This window comes from Bradyrhizobium sp. HKCCYLS3070 (assembly GCF_051167575.1).
GTDB lineage: Bacteria > Pseudomonadota > Alphaproteobacteria > Rhizobiales > Xanthobacteraceae > Bradyrhizobium.
On sequence record NZ_JBNPTI010000015.1, the window covers coordinates 87796 to 105521 of the forward strand.

Sequence of the window (17726 nt, forward strand, 5' to 3'; positions counted from 1 at the left end):
CGTCAGCCTGCCTTCATGGTTTCGCGCTGGGTGGCCAGATGCATGATCCGCTCCTGCGTGGCCTCGTCCGGCGACAATTCGCCGGTGATGCGGCCCTCGCACATCACGACGATGCGATCGCTCATCCTGATCACCTCGGGAAGCTCCGAGGAAATCATGACGATCGCCTTGCCCTGGTCGGCCAGCGCGCGCAGCAGGCGGTAGATCTCGTTCTTGGCGCCGATATCGATGCCGCGGGTCGGCTCGTCGAAGAACAGGATGTCGCAATCGCGATCGAGCCATTTGGCGATCACGATCTTCTGCTGGTTGCCGCCGGAAAGCAGGCGAACCTGCTGCGACGCCGACGGCGTGCGGATGTTCAGCATCCGGATGAAGCGGCCGGCGGTGTCGCGGATCGCGCGCTTCCTGAGCATGAACTTCATTGCAAGGTAGTTCGCGAGGTTCGACATCACGACGTTGGACTCGACGTCCATGCCGGTGGCGAGGCCGAAGCGCTTGCGGTCCTCGGAGAGATAGCCGATGCCGTGGGCGACCGCATGCGCCGGCGAGCGGATCGTCACCTTGCGATTGTCGACGAGAATATCCCCGGACGGAACGGCGTCGGCGCCGAAGATCGCGCGCGCGACCTCGGTGCGGCCGGCCCCCATCAGGCCGGCAAAGCCGAGGATCTCGCCCTTGCGCAGGGTGAAGCTGACGTCGCGGACCAGCGGCCCGCAGTTGAGCCCGCGCACCTCCAGCGCGATCGCGCCGACGGGCTGCGTGCCCGCGACGCGCGCGTCGCCCAAGGTGCGGCCCACCATCATGCCGATGATGGTCTCGATCGTGGTGGTCTCGGCCGGCACCGTCGCAACATACTCGCCGTCGCGCAGCACGGTGACGCGATCGGCGATCTGCTTCAGCTCGTCCATCTTGTGGGAGATGTAGACGATGCCGACGCCGCGTGCCTTCAAGGCGCGGATCATCTTGAACAGCTCGGCGATCTCGCGATCGTTCAGCGCGGCGGTCGGCTCGTCCATGATCAGGACGCGCGAGTTGAACGACAGCGCCTTGGCGATCTCCACCATCTGCTGCCTGGCCACCGTCAGCCCGCCGACTGTCGTGCGCGGGTCGATCGACAGATTGAGCTGGGCAAGCAGCTCGGCCGCCTGCCGGTTGAGCCTGTCCTCGTCCAGCAGCAGCCCGAACGCCTTCATCGGCTCGCGCCCGATGAAGATGTTCTGCGCCACCGTGAGATGATTCATCAGCTGCAGCTCCTGATGAATGATGCCGATGCCGGCGGCCTGCGCCTCGCGCGGTCCTGGAAAATCGACGCTGGCGCCGTCATAGAGGATCTCGCCGGAGTCCTTGCGGTAGACGCCGGCGAGGATCTTCATCAGGGTCGACTTGCCGGCGCCGTTCTCGCCCATCACGGCATGGACCTCGCCGGTGCGCAGCTCGAACCTGACATTGTGCAGCGCCCGGACGCCGGGAAAGCTCTTGCACAGGCCGTGAACGGAGATGAGCGGCGCGCTCATGCGTCAGCGCATGGGGTGAGGGAGGTTGCGTACAATCGCCACGGGGCGGTGGTCGCGACATTGGCGACGACACCATGCACGGCGAGCGACATATCGCATCGCAAGCGCGATCACATTCATCCTCCCCGGCCTTCGCACGCATCATGTCGAACGCGTGCGAGCCCGCGTCCATTCAATGGCGCGGCGTTGGGGTCAGGCTATTCATCCGGGGATGAAAGTCTATAGGTAAAATCGACAGGCCTTGCGATGCGCCTGCAGGACGCGACCGCGGAATAGCAACGACGCGCCCGGTGGCGCGATCGAACACGTCGTGCGTTGAATTTGCGCTATCTCGACAACGACGGTGAGCCCCCCTCCCCCTTGCGGGGAGGGGAGTGCACCTTCGGCGCGGCGGAACCTCGGCTCCAACTACGCCGTGAGCTTCTCCAGCTCCTTGATGATCGCCTCGCCCATCTGCGCGGTCGAGGCCGGGGTCGAGCCTTCGGCCTTGATGTCGGCGGTGCGCAGGCCGGAGGCGAGCACGGCGGCGATGGCGGCGTCGAGCTTATCGGCGAGCGCGCCCATGTCGAAGGAGTAGCGCAGCGCCATGCCGAACGACGTCAGCATCGCGATCGGGTTGGCGAGACCCTTGCCGGCAATGTCCGGCGCCGAGCCGTGCACCGGCTCGTACAGCGCGCGGCGCTTGTGGGTCTTGGCGTCGACCTCGCCGAGCGAAGCCGACGGCAGCATGCCGAGCGATCCCGTCAGCATCGCCGCGATGTCCGACAGCATGTCGCCGAACAGATTGTCGGTGACGATGACGTCGAACATCTTCGGATACTTGACCAGATTCATGCCGCCGGAATCGGCGAGCTGGTGCTCGAGCGTGACGTCCTTGTATTCGCGATTGTGAACCGCGGTGACGACCTCGTTCCAGAGCACGCCCGACTTCATGACGTTGCGCTTCTCCATCGACGTCACCTTGTTGCGGCGCTTGCGCGCGAGGTCGAAGGCGACGCGGGCGATGCGCTCGATCTCATAGGTGTCGTAGACCTGGGTATCGACGGCGCGCTTCTGGCCGTTGCCGAGATCGGTGATGGTCTTGGGCTCGCCGAAATACACGCCGCCGGTGAGCTCGCGCACGATCATGATGTCGAGGCCCTCGACGATCTCGCGCTTCAGGCTGGAGGCATCAGCGAGCGCCGGATAGCACACGGCCGGACGCAGATTGGCGAACAGGCCGAGATCCTTGCGCAGGCGCAGCAGGCCCGCCTCCGGGCGGACCTCGTAGGGAACGCCGTCCCACTTCGGACCGCCGACGGCGCCGAAGATGATGGCATCCGCCGCCTTGGCCTTGTCCATGTCGGCTTCCGAGATCGAGGCGCCATGGGCGTCGTAGGCGGCGCCGCCGACCAGACCGTCCTCGGTCTCGAACGAGGCCAGCCCCTTGGCGTTGAGCCAGCCGATCAGCCGCTTCACCTCGGCCATCACTTCGGGGCCGATGCCGTCGCCGGGCAGCAAAAGGAGCTTCTGGGTCGCCATGGTCGTTGTCCTCACGGGGCTTGTCATGCCCGGCGTTGCGCGGGCATCCGGCATTCCTGGCCGGATCGCCGGACGGACCGGCAATGACGGGAACGAAAATCCGCGGGAGTGCTAAAGCCCTCCTGCATGGTTGGCAAGCCACCATTGCCGCCACACGTCTTCTGGACCGGCGCGCCGAGCTGCTATGTTCTCCGGGATCGCCGCTGGAGAGCATGGACTGCCGGACGATCGCCGCGCCGGAGCATGTCTTGCTGAATCCCACGCCCGATCCGCCTCCGGCCCATCCGGCGCGGCTGAACCTGACGCTGTCGCTCGGGCCCATCGTCGGCCTCGGCATCGGCCGCTTCGCCTATGCGCTGGTGCTGCCCGACATGCGCGATTCGCTGCACTGGTCGTACTCGGCCGCGGGTTTCATGAACACCGTGAACGCCGCCGGCTATCTGATCGGCGCCCTGATCGCGTCGCGTCTGATCGGCCGCATCGGCGCACCGGCGACGGTGCGCGGCGGAACCCTGGCGGCGCTGGCCTCGCTCGCGGTCTGCGCCCTGACCGGCGACTTCGTCGCGCTCAGCCTGGCGCGGCTGATCACCGGCATCGGCGCGGGCGTCGCCTTCGTCGCCGGCGGCACGCTGGCGGCGCGGATCGCGCAATCGCGGCCGGCCCAGGCGAGCTTCATCCTCAGCCTGTTCTATGCCGGACCGCCGCTCGGCATCGTCGCCTCCGGCCTGGTGGCGCCGTTCGTGCTGCAGGCGTTCGGGCCTGGCTCGTGGTGGATCGTCTGGCTGGCGCTGACCGCGCTTGGCTGCGTGCTGATCCTGCCGCTGCTGCTGACGCCGATCCCGGCGATGGCGGCCGTGCCCGGCGGCGGCGCAGCCCCGGTGTCGCTGCGGCCGATGACGATCTATCTGTTCGGCTACTTCCTCTATGGCGCCGGCTATATCGCCTATCTCACCTTCATGATCGCCTATGTCCGCGACCTCGGCGGCGGCGCCGCCGCGCAATCGGCATTCTGGTGCCTGATCGGGCTGGCCGGCTTCACCACGCCCTGGGTGTGGCGCCGCGTGATCGCGCTGGACCGCGGTGGGAGGCCGGCCGCGATCATCCTCACCGTCAACGCCATCGGCGCCGCACTGCCGGCGCTCAGCCATTCGCCGGCGATGCTGGCACTGTCCGCCGCGATCTTCGGCGTCGCGTTCTCGACCGTCACGACGGCGACCACCGCGTTCGTGCGCTTCAACCTGCCGCAGGCCGCATGGTCACGCGCCATCGCGGCCCTGACCATCGTGTTCGGCATCGGCCAGACGCTGGGTCCGTTCGCGGTCGGCGCGATCACGGATGCGATGGGAAGCCTGACCTATGCGCTGAATGTGTCGGCGGCGCTGTTGCTGTTGGGCGCGGCAATGGCGGCGCTGCAGGGGAAGTTGAAACGCGCCGATCGAGCCTGATCGACGGTGTCGTCCCTGCCAACGCAGGGACCCCTACCGCGGACGCTATCGAGGAATCTGGCTGGTAGTTGCCTGCCTCATCACGGCCTGTGGTTATGGGTCCCTGCGTTCGCAGGGACGACAGCGGAGATTGCGGCCGCCATCCGGGCTCGATTGGCGGGAGATCAGCTCCCGCTGAACGAATTGTACCCCTGATCCTCCCAGTAGCCGCCCTTGTAGTCGTTGGTGACTTCCATCGCGACGACGTATTTGGGGTTCTTGAAGCCGAGCTTGGTGGGCACGCGGATCTTCATCGGGTAGCCGTAGGCGCGCGGCAGGATCTGGTCGGCGAACTTGAAGGTCATCTGGGTCTGCGGATGCAGCGCGGTGCGCATGTCCAGAGGCGAGTTGTAGCCGTCCTTGTCGGCGCAGTTGAACCAGACATATTTCGCACTGATATCCGCGCCGATCAGCGTGAGGAAGTCGCGCAGCGGCGTGCCGGTCCAGGAGCCGATCGCGCTCCAGCCCTCGACGCAGATGTGGCGCGTGATCTGCGTCACCTGGGGCAGCGCCTGCAGCTCATCGAGCGTCCACGACTTCTTGTTGTCGACGAGGCCGCGCACCTCGAGCTTCCAGTCGGCGGCGTCGATCTCCGGCGCCTCGTCGAGCGTGTAGTAGGCATTGAACGGGAACGGCTTGGTGATCGCGCTCTCCGGGAAGGTCGGCGCCAGCGCATCCGGATTGAACATCCAGGCCTGCACCGCGTCGTTGAACTTCGAGACCTTCTTGAGCAGCTCCTCGGCGGTGTCGCCGTCGACGACGTCGCAGCCGGCGAGCAAGGTCAGCGCGCCGAGGCTGGCGCCGCCGGTGATGAAGCGGCGCCGCGTGAGATCGGGCATCACCTTCAGCGAGTCCTTGATCAGGAGCCGCTTGTCGACGCCGGGAATGAGGAACGGACGTTTCGCCATGGTTGTCTCTCCTCTCAGCGGCCGATGATCATCGCGCGCAGGCTCTTCGGCACCAGCAGCGCGAGCAGGATGTGGATCACCAGGAAGGCGCAGATCAGCGCCATGCAGACGAAATGGACGTAGCGCGCCGCCGGATAGTCGCCGAACAGGCTCACCAGCCAGTGCAGCTGCACCGGCTTCCACAGCGACAGGCCCGTGAGCACGACGACGATGCCGACGCAGATGATGCCGAGATAGAGCAGCTTCTGCACCGCGTTGTAGACGGTGAGGTCGTCATGGGCGAGCTTGAAGGTCAGCGCGGCCTTGAGGTCGGCGACGACGGACGCCGGCGAGATCGGCAGCAGCTTGCGGCGGAACCGGCCGGTGGCGAGACCGGTGACGAGATAGGCAAGGCCGTTCAGCATCAGCAGCCACATTGCCGCGAAGTGCCACAGCAGCGCGCCGCCGAGCCAGCCGCCGAGCGTGAAGCTGCGGTCGAAGCGGAAGTCGAACAGCGGCGAGGCGTTGTAGATCTGCCAGCCCGACATGATCATCATGATCATTGCGACGGCGTTGATCCAATGCATGACGCGCACCCAGGCCGGCTGAACGACCTTGGTCGCGACTCCGGTTACAGGTCCCCCGGTCGCCGCGAGGGTCGAAGGGGCGCTGGTGGTGGCGCTCGTCATGGCGGTCGGCTCCGTCGCTTGCATTTACGTCGCTTGCATTCGTCACGCCAATTATACGCCGGCTCGGCGGGCTCCGTTACACCGCGGCGCCGATCAAAACGATACGCAGAAACTATCGCGTTCACAAAAAAGCGAGCCGGGGGCGGCCCGGCTCGCTCCTGGTCACATCCGCGAGGAGGAGGAAGAAACGGATGTGTCCGGTGTCGCGCCGGGCCTCAGGACGCCGGCATCAGCACGGTGTCGACCACGTGGATGACGCCGTTCGACTGGTTGACGTTCGGGATCGTCACCATCGAGGTGCCGCCCTTGGCGTCGACGATCATGACGTTCTTGCCCTCTCGCTTGACGGTGAGCTGCTCGCCCTCGACCGTCTTCAGCATCTGGCCGTCCTTCAGGTCGGAGGCCTCGAGCTTGCCGGGCACGACGTGATAGGTGAGGATCTTGGTCAGCGTCGCCTTGTTCTCCGGCTTGACCAGGCTGTCGACGGTGCCTGCCGGCAGCTTGCCGAACGCGGTATTGGTCGGCGCGAACACCGTGAACGGACCCTTGCCTTCCAGCGTCGGCACGAGGCCGGCGGCCTTCACCGCGGCGACCAGCGTCGTATGATCCTTCGAGTTGACCGCGTTCTGCACGATGTTCTTCGACGGATACATCGCCGCGCCTCCGACCATCACGGTCTTCTCCTCGGCGCGCGCCGGCGCGACGAAGGTCGAGGTCAGCGACAGCGCGCTGAAGGCGGCGGCAGCGAGAAAGGCAATGCGCTTGGACATGGGTAGCTCCCTATGAAAGGCGGCGGCAGAGCCGCGTGATGAGTTCGACTGCGACACCGATGCTGATCTTGAGCGGATGCGCTCTTGCGTCGTGTCAGGCCGAGCTACGCCGCGTTCGGAAGCGAGTTTCGGCGCATAATTTAACGTGATCCGTGAAACCTGCGGCGATCGAGATCGTCTCACCGACTCATTGAACGAGATCCGCGCCGCAATGTCGCAGCCTGCTGCGAACTGATCAGCTCTCTGTCGGTCATTGGCCGACGCCGATGACCGATCATCGTCGCCATTAACTACAATGCGAGCCGAGCCCGGCCGAACCTGCCGAAAACATTGCGAGTAAGACTTTCTTAAGGTTGATTGGTCGGCACGGCGCCGGCTGCGGGAAGGGGATGTCCTGCACTGTCCGGCGCGATCGGCGGGGGTTTCCTACAGTGAACAGAACGATCTGGATTGCGGGGTTCTGCCTCGTGATAATCTGCTGCTTGCTTGCAACGAAGATGGTGCTTGCCGCGGTATCGCCCGGCGACATCGCGGGCGAAGCGACGTCGTCGCTGATCCGCGAGCCCATTCCCGGCGTTGATACGTTGAACGAGACCGATCGCAGTTTCGAAACACCGCCGCTCGATCTCAACGAAGGCGCGCGCCTGCCGCTGCTCTCGCGGGCCGTGCGCGCGGAGGGACGTGGTGCGTCGGCTGCCCGCCGCGCCAAGCCGGCCAGCAAGTCGACCGTGCTGCGGCCGGCCAAGCGCGAGGCCGCGCCGGTGAAGAGCGCGGCGGCGCCGTGCCGGCAGCTCGATCCGATCGCCCGCTTCCTTGCGTCGGCCAAGATCGGGCCGCGCTGCCAGGCTTGATGAATTGCGGCGTCAGGCCGAGACCGCCGTCACCACCTGCGCCAGCAATTGCTCGCGCCGCGTCTGCGAGCGCTGGCCCTTCATGGTGGCGGCGAAGCGTTCGAGGATGCCGTCCTCGAACGCCGTGACGATGGTGTCGTGCACGTAGCTCTTGCGGCAGATCGCCGGCGTGTTGGTGAGCTCGTCGGCGGCGGCGCGGATCGCTTCCAGGATCTGCTTCTTGCGGCCGCGCGCGCTCGCCGCCGGCGTGATCCGCGACAAGGTCTCCAGCGCCACGGCGGAGGCCATCAGCGTGCGGAAATCCTTCAGCGAGATCTTGATGCCGGCGATCTCGCGCAGGAAGGCGTTGACCTGCGTGGTCGAGACGGCGCGCACCACGCCCTGGGCGTCGCGGTATTGGAACATGCGGCGGCCGGGCACGCCGCGCAAAATGCCGACGGCCCGCACCAGCTTGGCGGCGTCGCATTCCTTGCGCACGGCCTTGCCGCCCTTGGCCTTGAAGGTCAGCACCAGGGAGTCATCCTCGAGCGTGACGTTCGACTTCAACAGTGTGGTGGCGCCGCGCGTGCCGTTCAGCCGGGCATAGGACTCGTTGCCGGGGCGAATGGCCGTGCGCGCGATCAGCTCGATGACAGCAGCGAGCGCGAACTCGCGCGTCGGCTGGTCGCCGGCGAGATGTTTCGACACCGCGCGACGGATGCGCGGCAGCGCGCCGACCAGCTTGGCGAGGCGATGCGCCTTGCGATGCTCGCGCACCTTCTCCCAGTCGGCGTGATAGCGGTATTGCAGCCGGCCGGCGGCATCGACGCCAACCGCCTGCAGATGCAGGTTCGGATCGGGGGCGTAGCGCACCTCGCGATAGGCCGGCGGCACCGCCATCGCATGCAGGCGGCGGATGGTGCCGGCGTGGCGGATCGGGGTGCCGTTGGCGCGGATGAAGGTATAGCTCTTGCCCCGCCTGATGCGGCGGATGGTCAGCGCGGTCTGGTCGCCGAGCTTCAGCCCGATGCGCTTGGCGAGTTCCTCGACCGAGGTCTTGGCATTGCCTTGCGCGTCGGCGGTCTTGGCGTGGGCCAGATCCTTCAAGCTCAGCTTGCGGCGCGGCGGCTTGGGCGGCCACTGGCCCAGCGCTTTCGCGAGCGCGACCTCGGGATCGGCCGGGCCGACCCGCGGGCTCTCGAAATTCTGCTGGTCCATCATTGCTTTAGACGCCCTGCCGTCGTTTTCATCCGCTCAATGCCCCGGAGTCCGGTTTGGTTCCGGCCGGGTTATCCACAGCTTCAAGGCGATTTAGGGCGTGACGGGCCGGATAGCGAGTCCCTAATTTTGGGCAAAGCGGTTTCAAAATACCGGTACACGCCCCGATTCCGGGTAACCTTGATGCTGCAGACTGTAGGGACCTCCGAGGCGCGGCCGGCGCACGCAACCTCCGCGCACAATTCTTTGATCCTGCTCAGACCGCCTCCCCGCCGAAGGTCCTACTTGTCTTGCCTTGTCGCCGCCGGTTACGCGGACGCATAGTGGGAACAACGATGGCCTGCGCGGGATCGACGGCAGGCCGCATGTGGAGGGTGTGAAATGTCCGAGAAGATCTACGACGTTCCGGCCGAGTGGGCGAAACGCGCCTTTGTCGACGACGCGAAGTACCAGGAGATGTACGCGCGCTCGATCAAGGACCCCAACGGCTTCTGGGCCGAGCAGGCCAGGCGCGTCGATTGGGTCAAGGCGCCGACGAGAATCGAAAACGTCTCCTACGCACCCGGCAACATCTCGATCAAATGGTTCGAGGACGGCGTCCTCAACGCCGCCTATAACTGCATCGACCGCCATCTCGCCACCCGCGGCGACCAGACCGCGATCATCTGGGAAGGCGACGACCCCTCGCAGTCGAAGCACATCACCTATCGCGAGCTGCACGACGAGGTGTGCAGGATGGCCAACATCCTGCGCAACCGCAACGTCAAGAAGGGCGACCGCGTCACCATCTATCTGCCGATGATCCCGGAGGCCGCCTATGCGATGCTGGCCTGCGCCCGCATCGGCGCCATCCACTCGGTGGTGTTCGCCGGCTTCTCGCCGGACTCGCTCGCCCAGCGCATCAAGGACTGCGATTCCAAGATCATCATCACCGCCGACGAGGGCCTGCGCGGCGGCCGCAAGGTGCCGCTCAAGGCCAATGTCGACGCAGCGCTGAACAAGGTCGACAATGTCGACTGGGTCGTCGTGGTCAAGCGCACCGGCGGCAAGGTCGAGATGAATCCGAGCCGCGACCTCTGGTACCACGAGGCCGCGGAGATGGTGACGACCGAATGCCCGTGCGAGCCGATGAATGCGGAGGATCCGCTGTTCATCCTCTACACCTCGGGCTCGACCGGCCAGCCCAAGGGCGTGCTGCACACCACCGGCGGCTATCTCGTCTACGCCGCGATGACGCATCAATACGTGTTCGACTACCACGAGGGCGACGTCTACTGGTGCACCGCCGACGTCGGCTGGGTCACCGGTCACAGCTACATCCTCTATGGGCCGCTGGCCAATGGCGCCGTCACCCTGATGTTCGAAGGCGTGCCGAACTATCCGGACAATTCGCGGTTCTGGAACGTCATCGACAAGCACAAGGTCAACATCTTCTACACCGCGCCGACCGCGATCCGCGCGCTGATGCAGGGCGGCGACGCGCCGGTGAAGAAGACCTCGCGCGCGTCTCTGCGCCTGCTCGGCTCGGTCGGCGAGCCGATCAATCCGGAAGCCTGGGAGTGGTATCACCGCGTCGTCGGCGACGACCGCTGCCCGATCGTCGACACCTGGTGGCAGACCGAGACCGGCGGCATCCTGATCACGCCGCTGCCGGGCGCGACCCGGCTGAAGCCGGGCTCCGCGACGCGGCCGTTCTTCGGCGTCGTGCCCGAGATCGTCGATGCCGACGGCAAGACGCTGGAAGGCGCGACCGAGGGCAATCTCTGCCTCACCCGGTCCTGGCCGGGCCAGATGCGCACGGTGTATGGCGACCATGCCCGGTTCGAGATGACCTACTTCTCGACCTACAAGGGCAAGTACTTCACCGGCGACGGCTGTCGCCGCGACGCCGACGGCTATTACTGGATCACCGGCCGCGTCGACGACGTCATCAACGTCTCCGGCCACCGCATGGGAACGGCCGAGGTGGAAAGCGCGCTGGTTGCCCATCCCAAGGTGTCGGAAGCCGCCGTGGTCGGCTATCCCCACGACATCAAGGGCCAGGGCATCTACGCCTATGTCACCCTGATGGCCGGCGAGCAGCCGACCGAGGAGCTGCGCAAGGAGCTCGTCGCCTGGGTGCGCAAGGAGATCGGCCCGATCGCCTCGCCCGACCAGATCCAGTTCGCCCCCGGCCTGCCCAAGACCCGCTCCGGCAAGATCATGCGCCGCATCCTGCGCAAGATCGCCGAGGACGAGCCGGGCGCGCTGGGCGACACCTCGACCCTTGCCGATCCCGGCGTGGTCGATGATCTCGTCCAGCACCGGCAGAACCGCAAGGAGAAGCAGGCGTAAGCACGCCGTGCCCCGCGGGCGCGAAGCGCGTTCGCCGCAATCGTCAAGTCTCATCGCACTCCCGCGGCTGATTCCGCGGGAGTGTTGTTTTCAGGTCATTTACTCGCAGACAGAGTTTTCCTTTCCTCATGCGATCTGCGTGCTCCCGGCCGGGGAGCAGGCGCCGCGGAATCGGCTGAGGGGATGACCATGCGGACTGGGGCGGTCAGGCTGGCAATGAAGGCGGCGATGCTGGCCGCGTCGGTGATCGGAACCATGGTCACGACGGCCGGCTCTGCGTCGGCCCGTCCCGAGTTGGTCGCCGTCGCCGGCGACTTTTCGCCGGGCACCATCGTCGTGAGGACCGGCGAGCGGAAACTCTATCTCGTGCTCGATGGCAGCCACGCCTTGCGCTACACGGTCGGCGTCGGCAAGGCCGGCCGGCAATGGGCCGGCACCACCAAGATCGACGGCAAGTACAAGAATCCGGCCTGGGCTCCGCCCGCCGACGTCAAGCGCGACAAGCCGGAGCTGCCGGACGTCATTCCCGGCGGCTCGCCGCGCAATCCGATGGGCGTTGCCGCCTTGACGCTCGCCGGCGGCGAATATGCGATCCACGGCACCAACGTGCCGAATTCGGTGGGCGGCTACGTGTCCTACGGCTGCATCCGCATGCTCAACCCGGATATCACCGACCTCTACGAGCGCGTGTCGATCGGCACGACGGTGGTGGTCACGCGCTGAGTCACCGCTGCGATACGCGAGTGCGGAGAACGCGGGACCGGCAACCCCGGCGCCGAACAACGCAAGCCGCGCGCGGAGATCCCGTCAGAAGTCCGAGATGATTCCCTTTCTCTCCCAGTCGCCGTACCGGGTCGGCTCCGGCCCTTTCGGCCCCTGCAGTTCTTTCGGCACCGGCTTCGCCTGCTCGGCCGCCAGACGGCGGCGCTCCTCGGCTTCGGCGAGCGCGCGTTGCGCAGCCGGCGAAAGCGGCTTGCGCGGCGCTTCGTTGCTGGCGACCACCGACAATGCGGGCTTGGTCTCAGGCCCGCTCTTGGACTCGCTCTTGGGCTCGTTACTCATCGTACCATTCCACCGCTGAACCGGTTCGTTCCCGACCTCATCAGATCGTGTGCCCACCCATGAAAAAACAGGGCTAATAAAAGCAGAGCCGATTCTTACATTTGGCATATTCCGGTGACAGAGGACCCGCAAGCTGATGGCATGCACCCGATGGTCGCGGAACTGCCTTTCTTCTTTCGCGAGTAATTCCCAGGCATGCCTCCGCCGCGTTTTGCGACCCCTTCCGAAGTCCCAGGCCTGGCGGCACGGCGCATCGCCGCCGACGTGGTCGACGGCGTGCTGCACAAGCATCGCACCCTCGACGATCAGCTCGACGGGACCGGCGCACATCCCGGACTGAAGCATCTGGCCGACCGCGACCGCGCGCTGATGCGGCGGCTGGTCGCCACCACCTTGCGGCGGCTTGGAACGCTCGGTCACGTGCTGTCGCGGCTGCTGGATCGCGGCGTGCCGACCGACGCGCCGCGGGCGCAGAGCGCGCTGCTGATCGGCGCCGCCCAGATCCTCTGGATGGACGTTCCTGACCACGCCGCCGTCGACCTCTCCGTCCGCCTGGTGCAGGCCGACCGCCGCGCAGCGAAATATGCCGGGCTCGTCAACGCGGTGCTGCGGCGCTGCGCGCGCGAGGGCGCAACCCTGCTCGACGATGCCACCGGTCAGCCGCTCGACATCGCGCCCTGGCTGCTCAAGCGCTGGATCGATCATTATGGCGAAGCGACCGCCAGGGACATCGCCGCGGCGCTCGGCCAGGAGCCGTCGCTCGACCTCACGGTGAAGTCGGACCCGGCGCAATGGGCGTCGCGGCTGCATGGCGAGGTGCTGTCGACCGGCACCGTGCGCACCGTGCTGCATGGTTCGGTGACGGTGCTGCCGGGCTTCGCCGAGGGACAATGGTGGGTGCAGGACGCCGCCGCCGCCTTGCCTGCGCGCCTGCTCGGCGACATCAGCGGCAAGGCCGTCGCCGACCTCTGCGCGGCGCCAGGCGGCAAGACGGCTCAGCTCGCCCATGCCGGCGCCCGCGTCACCGCGGTCGACCGGTCGCCGGCCCGGATGAACCGGCTGAAGGACAACATGACCCGGCTGCAGCTGACCGCCGAGACGGTCGTGGCCGACGCCGCCGAATGGCAGCCCGCCGACAGCGGCGGCTTCGACGGCCTGCTGCTCGATGCGCCCTGCACCTCGACCGGCACGATTCGGCGTCATCCCGACGTCGGCTGGTTGCGCAGCGAGGCCGACATCGCCGCGTTGTCGGGCTTGCAGGCGCGGCTGTTGACCAGGGCGGGCAGCCTGATCAAGCCGGGCGGAACCCTGGTCTACTGCACCTGTTCGCTGGAGCCCGAGGAGGGCGAGCAGGTGGTCGAGCGCGTGCTGGCCCAAACCACCGAGCTGCGCCGCGTCCCCGTCACCGCCGGCGAGGTGGCGGGACTGGCAGAGCTGGTCACCCCGGCCGGCGACTTGCGCACGCTGCCCTGCCATTTGCCGCACCAGGACCCCCGGCTCGGCGGTCTCGATGGTTTTTATGCGGCGAGACTGGAGCGGCGGCCGTGAGCGTGTCATCGTGCGCCGTGCGCCGGCCCTGCGTCGGTCGGGCTTTAAGGGCGTCGGCGTTGCGTTAGTCCGTTAAATCCTGATTTTGCACCAGATTCTGGTCCCGCGATGGTGCTGCACCGGGGCCAAAAATGGTGTATCGGCGGCAGTTGCGATCTATGAAGGATGCGCAACCGAATCCCCCTCTGAATCCAAGGCTTGGCGTGTCCGCCGCTCAACGCAGACGCATATCGACGCTGGTGATGGGCCGCTTTGCGCGCAGCCTGATGTCCAACGTCAGCGGTGTATCGGTATCCGTGTCCGGGTTGTGGCCCGGTCGCGCCGACCGACTCATCATTGCGCCGCATGACCTGCGCACGTCGGACGCGACGCGGGCGGCCGAGATCTACGCCGGCCGCTTCGTCTTCGCCGGCAAGATCGTGACCTGCCATGGCCGCTCGATCTTCGACCTGGAGCCGCCGTCGGAGGATTGGGAGGTGGCCCTGCTCGGCTTCGGCTGGCTGCGACATCTGCGCGCAGCCGACACCGCGCTGACCCGCGCCAATGCCCGTGCTCTGGTCGACGACTGGATCACCAACCAGATCGGCCGCCATCCGCTGAGCCGGCGCGCCGACGTGCTGGCGCGGCGGGTGATCTCGCTGCTGTCGCAGGCGCCGCTGGTGCTGGCCGATTCCGACGGCAAGTTCTATCGCCGCTATCTGCGCGGGCTGACCCGCGAGATCCGCTATCTGCGCTATTCGACGATCGACATCCCGGATGGCGCGCCGCGGCTGCAGGTGCTGATCGCACTGTGTTACGCCGCGCTGTGCCTCGCCAACCAGGCCAAGCACATCCGCAGCGCGACCCGGAAACTCTCCGACGAATTGCAGCGGCAGATCCTGCCCGATGGCGGCCACGTCTCGCGCAACCCGGGCGCGCTGATCGAATTGCTGATCGACCTGCTGCCGCTGCGGCAGACGTTTGCGGCCCGCAACATCGCCCCGCCGCCGGCGCTGCTCAACGCCATCGACCGCATGATGCCGATGCTGCGCTTCTTCCGCCACGGCGACGGCAACATGGCGCTGTTCAATGGCATGGGCGGCACCCCGTCCGACCTGCTGGCGACCCTGCTCGCCTACGACGACACCCACGGCACGCCGATGGCGAGCATGCCGCATTCCGGTTTCCAGCGGCTCGACGCCGGACCGATGACGGTGATCGTCGATACCGGTCCGCCGCCGCCACCGCATCTGAGCCATGAGGCCCATGCCGGCTGCCTCGCCTTCGAGATGTCCTCCGGACCGTGCCGCATCGTGATCAATTGCGGCATGCCGTCGACCGGCCGCGATAATTGGCGCGCCTTTGCGCGCAGCACGGTGGCACATTCGACGCTGACCTACCACAACACCTCGTCCTGCACCTTCGTCGAGATGTCGGCGATGAAGCGCCTGCTGCACGGCGCGCCGATCGTATCGGGTCCGACGCGGGTCGAGAACTTCCGCGAGATCGTGCCCGACGGCACCGTGCTGTCGACCTCGCACAACGGCTACGCGGCGAAATTCGGCCTGATCCATCGTCGCGTGCTGGTGGCGGCCGAGGACGGCTCGCGGCTCGACGGCGAGGACACCGTGACGCCGGCGCAGGGCGCGCGGCTCCGCGGCGGCGGATCGGACTACGCGCTGCGCTTCCACCTGCACCCGGCCGTCAAGGCCAGCCGGCTCAGCGACGGCCGCGGCGCCATGCTGGTGCTACCCAATCGCGAGGTCTGGACGTTCGAGACGTTCGACGATCGCGTCGACCTCGAGGACAGCGTGTTTCTCGCCGGCAATGACGGTCCGCGCCGCACCACGCAACTGGTGATCCGGCAGGACGCGCAGCAGGCCCCGTCGATCCGCTGGAGCTTCGTCCGCTCGTCGACGTCCCCGACCGAGACCAACGGGCGCCGCAACGGGCGGAGAGAGCCTGAGCTGCCGCTGTAACACCCTGGCTCTCGCTTCTCAGATCATCTCACATCACCGTCCGTCGAGACGTCCGCCTTCGGCGGGCCCTCGGAACGCGGCCGACGTTCGGGCGGCTCATCGTGAGACGTGCGGCCAAGGTGATCGTTCGATCGGCCACCCGTTGTCGCGGGCGGCAAAAGCTGATATGAGGCCCGCTCTCGCGCGACTGGCGACTTTGGATGGAGCACCATCGGGGAGCGCGGGATTTGACGCCGTGCGCCTGGGCATTTTGAACTCCTGCACAAGGACTCTGCCCATGACCAATCAGCTTCGTCGCGTTCACCGTGCCCTGCTTTCCGTATCCGACAAGACCGGCCTGGTCGACTTCGCCCGCTCGCTCGCCGCGCGCGGCATCGAGCTGGTCTCGACCGGCGGCACCGCCAAGGCGATTGCCGATGCCGGCCTCAAGGTGAAGGACGTCTCCGACCTCACCGGCTTTCCCGAGATGATGGACGGCCGCGTCAAGACGCTGCATCCGAAGGTGCATGGCGGACTGCTCGCGATCCGCGGCAATGATGAGCATGCCGAGGCGATGAAGACCCACGGCATCGCGCCGATCGATCTGCTCGTCGTCAATCTCTACCCGTTCGAGGCCACGGTCGAACGCGGCGCCCCGTTCAACGACTGCATCGAGAACATCGACATCGGCGGCCCGGCGATGATCCGCGCGGCGTCGAAGAACCACGAGGACGTCGCCGTCGTCGTCGACGTCAACGACTATCACGCCGTGCTGGACGACCTGGCGCGGCATGAGGGTTCGACCACGCTGCTGCTGCGCCGCCGGCTTGCCGCCAAGGCCTATGCGCGCACCGCCGCCTATGATGCCGCGATCTCCAACTGGTTCGCCGCCACCATCCAGAACGACGCGCCCGATTACCGCGCCTTCGGTGGCAAGCTGATCCAGTCGCTGCGCTATGGCGAGAACCCGCACCAGCACGCCGCTTTCTACGCGCTGCCCGGCCGCCGTCCCGGCGTCGCCACCGCGCGCCAGCTGCAAGGCAAGGAGCTGTCCTACAACAACATCAACGACACCGACGCGGCCTATGAGTGCATCGCCGAGTTCGACCCGGCGCGCACCGCCGCCTGTGTCATCGTCAAGCACGCCAATCCCTGCGGTGTCGCCGAAGGGCCCGATCTCGTCACCGCCTACCAGAAGGCGCTGGCCTGTGACTCGACCTCGGCGTTCGGCGGGATCATCGCGATGAACCGCAAGCTCGATGCCGCCACGGCGCACGCGATCACCGGCATCTTCACCGAGGTGATCATCGCGCCCGACGCGACCGAGGAGGCGATCGCGGTGATCGCAGCGCGCAAGAAGCTGCGGCTGCTGCTCGCCGGCGCCCTGCCCGATCCGCGCGAAGCCGGCCTCACCGCCAAGACCGTGGCCGGCGGCCTGCTGGTGCAGAGCCGCGACAATGCTGTCGTCGATGACATGGAGCTGAAGGTGGTGACCAAGCGCGCCCCCACCGAAGCCGAGCTGCGCGACCTGCGCTTCGCCTTCCGCGTCGCCAAGCATGTCAAGTCGAACACCATCGTCTACGCCAAGGAGTCGGCGACAGTCGGCATCGGCGCGGGACAGATGAGCCGGGTCGATTCGGCGCGCATCGCCGCGCGCAAGGCGCTGGATGCGGCCAGCGCGCTCAAGCTCGCCGAGCCGCTGACCAAGGGATCGGTGGTCGCCTCCGACGCGTTCTTTCCGTTCGCCGACGGCATGCTCGCCTGCATCGAGGCCGGCGCCACCGCGGTCATTCAGCCCGGCGGCTCCGTGAAGGACGACGAGGTCATCAAGGCGGCCGACGAGCACGGCATCGCCATGGTGCTGACCGGCGTGCGGCACTTCCGGCACTGATTGCGCCCACAATCTCCGCCGTCATTCCGGGATGCGCCGCA

Annotated in this window: 14 protein-coding genes and 1 riboswitch; of the genes, 7 read left to right on the forward strand and 7 right to left on the reverse strand. The window is 66.8% G+C overall.

Going from position 1 to position 17726, the window contains the following annotated elements:
* Positions 1-2: 2 nt before the first annotated feature.
* Together ACQR03_RS29980 and leuB are read right to left on the reverse strand one after the other, a co-directional pair.
* On the reverse strand, positions 3-1514 hold the full coding sequence (locus ACQR03_RS29980; RefSeq protein ID WP_434842125.1) for a sugar ABC transporter ATP-binding protein: 1512 nt from the start codon (positions 1512-1514) through the stop codon (positions 3-5).
* A 408-nt stretch (positions 1515-1922) separates the two neighbouring features.
* Complete coding sequence (leuB, locus tag ACQR03_RS29985; protein ID WP_315750601.1) at positions 1923-3035, reverse strand: 3-isopropylmalate dehydrogenase; 1113 nt, start codon at positions 3033-3035, stop codon at positions 1923-1925.
* A gap of 212 nt (positions 3036-3247) precedes the next feature.
* On the opposite strand from leuB, the gene ACQR03_RS29990 reads away from it, so the two are divergent.
* Positions 3248-4480 carry a YbfB/YjiJ family MFS transporter gene (locus tag ACQR03_RS29990; protein WP_315750600.1) on the forward strand — a complete coding sequence of 411 codons (1233 nt, stop codon included), beginning with the start codon at positions 3248-3250 and terminating at the stop codon, positions 4478-4480.
* 164 nt (positions 4481-4644) lie between these two features.
* On the opposite strand, the gene ACQR03_RS29995 is transcribed toward ACQR03_RS29990, so the two are convergent.
* From ACQR03_RS29995 to ACQR03_RS30005, 3 genes are all read right to left on the reverse strand, one after another.
* Positions 4645-5427 carry a molybdopterin-dependent oxidoreductase gene (locus ACQR03_RS29995; RefSeq protein ID WP_434842124.1) on the reverse strand — a complete coding sequence of 261 codons (783 nt, stop codon included), beginning with the start codon at positions 5425-5427 and terminating at the stop codon, positions 4645-4647.
* Positions 5428-5441: 14 nt separating this feature from the next.
* Complete coding sequence (locus ACQR03_RS30000; protein WP_434842123.1) at positions 5442-6095, reverse strand: cytochrome b/b6 domain-containing protein; 654 nt, start codon at positions 6093-6095, stop codon at positions 5442-5444.
* A 215-nt stretch (positions 6096-6310) separates the two neighbouring features.
* Positions 6311-6865, reverse strand: a complete 555-nt coding sequence (locus ACQR03_RS30005) for a fasciclin domain-containing protein (RefSeq protein WP_315750597.1) — start codon at positions 6863-6865, stop codon at positions 6311-6313.
* A 482-nt stretch (positions 6866-7347) separates the two neighbouring features.
* On the opposite strand from ACQR03_RS30005, the gene ACQR03_RS30010 reads away from it, so the two are divergent.
* Positions 7348-7716, forward strand: a complete 369-nt coding sequence (locus ACQR03_RS30010) for a hypothetical protein (protein WP_434842122.1) — start codon at positions 7348-7350, stop codon at positions 7714-7716.
* A 12-nt stretch (positions 7717-7728) separates the two neighbouring features.
* On the opposite strand, the gene ACQR03_RS30015 is transcribed toward ACQR03_RS30010, so the two are convergent.
* Positions 7729-8916 (reverse strand): DNA topoisomerase IB, encoded by a 1188-nt coding sequence (locus tag ACQR03_RS30015; RefSeq protein WP_315750595.1) that lies wholly within the window; start codon positions 8914-8916, stop codon positions 7729-7731.
* A gap of 378 nt (positions 8917-9294) precedes the next feature.
* Between ACQR03_RS30015 and acs the strand changes: the two genes are divergently transcribed.
* Positions 9295-11247 carry an acetate--CoA ligase gene (gene acs / locus ACQR03_RS30020; protein WP_434842121.1) on the forward strand — a complete coding sequence of 651 codons (1953 nt, stop codon included), beginning with the start codon at positions 9295-9297 and terminating at the stop codon, positions 11245-11247.
* Between the two features lie 228 nt (positions 11248-11475).
* Positions 11476-11970: a L,D-transpeptidase gene (locus ACQR03_RS30025; protein WP_409998633.1), complete on the forward strand. Its 495-nt coding sequence runs from the start codon at positions 11476-11478 to the stop codon at positions 11968-11970.
* Positions 11971-12054: 84 nt separating this feature from the next.
* Here ACQR03_RS30025 and ACQR03_RS30030 read toward each other — a convergent pair whose 3' ends face one another.
* Positions 12055-12309, reverse strand: coding sequence for a DUF1674 domain-containing protein (locus ACQR03_RS30030; RefSeq protein ID WP_434842120.1), 255 nt, complete (start codon positions 12307-12309; stop codon positions 12055-12057).
* Between the two features lie 195 nt (positions 12310-12504).
* Between ACQR03_RS30030 and ACQR03_RS30035 the strand changes: the two genes are divergently transcribed.
* The 3 genes from ACQR03_RS30035 (at position 12505) to purH (ending at position 17685) form a co-directional block, all read left to right on the forward strand.
* Positions 12505-13857 carry an RsmB/NOP family class I SAM-dependent RNA methyltransferase gene (locus tag ACQR03_RS30035; RefSeq protein ID WP_434842119.1) on the forward strand — a complete coding sequence of 451 codons (1353 nt, stop codon included), beginning with the start codon at positions 12505-12507 and terminating at the stop codon, positions 13855-13857.
* Between the two features lie 242 nt (positions 13858-14099).
* Positions 14100-15815 carry a heparinase II/III family protein gene (locus ACQR03_RS30040; RefSeq protein WP_315825829.1) on the forward strand — a complete coding sequence of 572 codons (1716 nt, stop codon included), beginning with the start codon at positions 14100-14102 and terminating at the stop codon, positions 15813-15815.
* A gap of 173 nt (positions 15816-15988) precedes the next feature.
* Positions 15989-16069, forward strand: a riboswitch (ZMP/ZTP riboswitch).
* Between the two features lie 23 nt (positions 16070-16092).
* Positions 16093-17685, forward strand: coding sequence for a bifunctional phosphoribosylaminoimidazolecarboxamide formyltransferase/IMP cyclohydrolase (gene purH, locus ACQR03_RS30045; protein WP_315825747.1), 1593 nt, complete (start codon positions 16093-16095; stop codon positions 17683-17685).
* Positions 17686-17726: the final 41 nt, after the last annotated feature.

What these genes read in the sequence shown, in the direction of transcription:
- ACQR03_RS29980 (WP_434842125.1), bottom strand. Translation starts at nt 1,514, where the DNA reads ATGAGCGCGCCGCTCATCTCCGTTCACGGCCTGTGCAAGAGCTTTCCC.
- leuB (WP_315750601.1), bottom strand. Translation starts at nt 3,035, where the DNA reads ATGGCGACCCAGAAGCTCCTTTTGCTGCCCGGCGACGGCATCGGCCCC.
- ACQR03_RS29990 (WP_315750600.1), top strand. Translation starts at nt 3,248, where the DNA reads ATGGACTGCCGGACGATCGCCGCGCCGGAGCATGTCTTGCTGAATCCC.
- ACQR03_RS29995 (WP_434842124.1), bottom strand. Translation starts at nt 5,427, where the DNA reads ATGGCGAAACGTCCGTTCCTCATTCCCGGCGTCGACAAGCGGCTCCTG.
- ACQR03_RS30000 (WP_434842123.1), bottom strand. Translation starts at nt 6,095, where the DNA reads ATGACGAGCGCCACCACCAGCGCCCCTTCGACCCTCGCGGCGACCGGG.
- ACQR03_RS30005 (WP_315750597.1), bottom strand. Translation starts at nt 6,865, where the DNA reads ATGTCCAAGCGCATTGCCTTTCTCGCTGCCGCCGCCTTCAGCGCGCTG.
- ACQR03_RS30015 (WP_315750595.1), bottom strand. Translation starts at nt 8,916, where the DNA reads ATGATGGACCAGCAGAATTTCGAGAGCCCGCGGGTCGGCCCGGCCGAT.
- acs (WP_434842121.1), top strand. Translation starts at nt 9,295, where the DNA reads ATGTCCGAGAAGATCTACGACGTTCCGGCCGAGTGGGCGAAACGCGCC.
- ACQR03_RS30025 (WP_409998633.1), top strand. Translation starts at nt 11,476, where the DNA reads ATGCTGGCCGCGTCGGTGATCGGAACCATGGTCACGACGGCCGGCTCT.
- ACQR03_RS30030 (WP_434842120.1), bottom strand. Translation starts at nt 12,309, where the DNA reads ATGAGTAACGAGCCCAAGAGCGAGTCCAAGAGCGGGCCTGAGACCAAG.
- ACQR03_RS30035 (WP_434842119.1), top strand. Translation starts at nt 12,505, where the DNA reads ATGCCTCCGCCGCGTTTTGCGACCCCTTCCGAAGTCCCAGGCCTGGCG.
- ACQR03_RS30040 (WP_315825829.1), top strand. Translation starts at nt 14,100, where the DNA reads ATGGGCCGCTTTGCGCGCAGCCTGATGTCCAACGTCAGCGGTGTATCG.
- purH (WP_315825747.1), top strand. Translation starts at nt 16,093, where the DNA reads ATGACCAATCAGCTTCGTCGCGTTCACCGTGCCCTGCTTTCCGTATCC.